This window comes from Paenisporosarcina quisquiliarum (genome assembly GCF_027563315.1).
Classification (GTDB): Bacteria; Bacillota; Bacilli; order Bacillales_A; family Planococcaceae; genus Paenisporosarcina; species Paenisporosarcina quisquiliarum.
In genome coordinates this window covers 1-1,294 of the sequence record NZ_JAMKBJ010000028.1, presented here as the reverse complement: position 1 = coordinate 1,294, position 1,294 = coordinate 1, and the positions used below count along the sequence as shown (strand labels likewise).

1 protein-coding gene is annotated in these 1,294 nt (G+C 35.5%); it reads right to left on the bottom strand.

What is annotated here, in order from left to right; genetic code table 11:
• Positions 1–42: 42 nt before the first annotated feature.
• A protein-coding gene (locus M9R32_RS15960; RefSeq protein ID WP_269927724.1) for an IS3 family transposase occupies positions 43–1,208 on the bottom strand; the annotation gives its coding sequence in 2 pieces (ribosomal slippage) (positions 43–932 and positions 932–1,208; 1,167 coding nt in all).
• Between the last annotated feature and the right edge of the window lie 86 nt (positions 1,209–1,294).

Genomic DNA, 1,294 nt, shown 5'->3' with positions numbered 1-1,294 from the left:
TGAACTGACCTAGTGTTATGAGACACATATAAAACACCTATATTAGGCTGCCAAACATCCAAATTCTTTTGGTGTGAGGTAGCCTAATTTTTTTTGAATTCGTTCTTCGTTATAGTGACGAAGGTATTCCTCGACTTTCTGTGCAACACTGACATTACTTAACGAATTGAATTTAATATACTGAAATTCTTCCGTTTTTAAGTTCGAATGAAATGATTCAATAACTGCATTATCCCAACAGTTTCCTCTTCTCGACATACTGCTCACAAGATGTCTTTCTTTCACGAATTCTTGAAACGCATAAGAAGTATACACACTTCCTTGGTCCGAATGGACCATGACCCCTTCTGGATTATTACGAATGCTTAATGCTTCTTTCAAAGTATCCATAACCAGTGGTGTTTGTTGATGATCATAAAGCTTATAAGCCACAATTTCATTGTTATACAAATCCATAATCGTTGAGAGAAATAAAGTCGTAGTACCATATTGGATATAAGTTATATCGGTTACCCATTTTTCATTAGGTTTGATAGCTGTGAAATTACGTTCTAAAAGATTAGGGGCAATTACTTCCGAGTCCCCTTGGGACTTCCATTTTCTCTTTTGTTTCACTTTGCATTGAAGATGAAATTTTTGCATGATTTTTTGAACCGTATTCCGATTTAACTTAATATCATGTTCTCTTGCCAATAACGCTTTTATTTTCCGGTGTCCATTTCTATATTTTGTTTTCTTGCAAAGTTCAATAATTGTTTCTTCCTCTATAGTCCGAATGTGCACTGCGCCTTTAGCCAGCCAACGATAATAGCTAGAGCGAGGTACCTGTAAGGCCGACAAGATTGAAGTCACCGTATACTTTAATCGGAATTTCTCCACGATTTGAAGTACTATTCCTTTTTCAACTCCTTTACCATCTCCATGTACTTTTTTAAAATTTCATTCTCCATTTTTAAATGTGAAATTTGATTGTCTTTCTTCTCATCGTCACTAGTGAATTCCGGACCATGTCCATATGAATATTGTTTGCCTATTGGTTGATCGAAACGATGGATTTCATTTTCACGATACCATTTCATCCAGGTCTTAATTTGTGAAACATTCTTGATTCCGTGTTTCTCCATAATCTCTTTTGTGGTTAACAATCCACTCATTTTGTCTTTCACAACTGCCCATTTTGTTTCGCTTGAATATACGTTTTTGCCCATGCAAAAACACCTCCGATATAAGTACTTGTTTAAAGTGTACCATTTCGAAGGTGTTTTATATTGTCCCACTAAATTAGGTTAGTCCA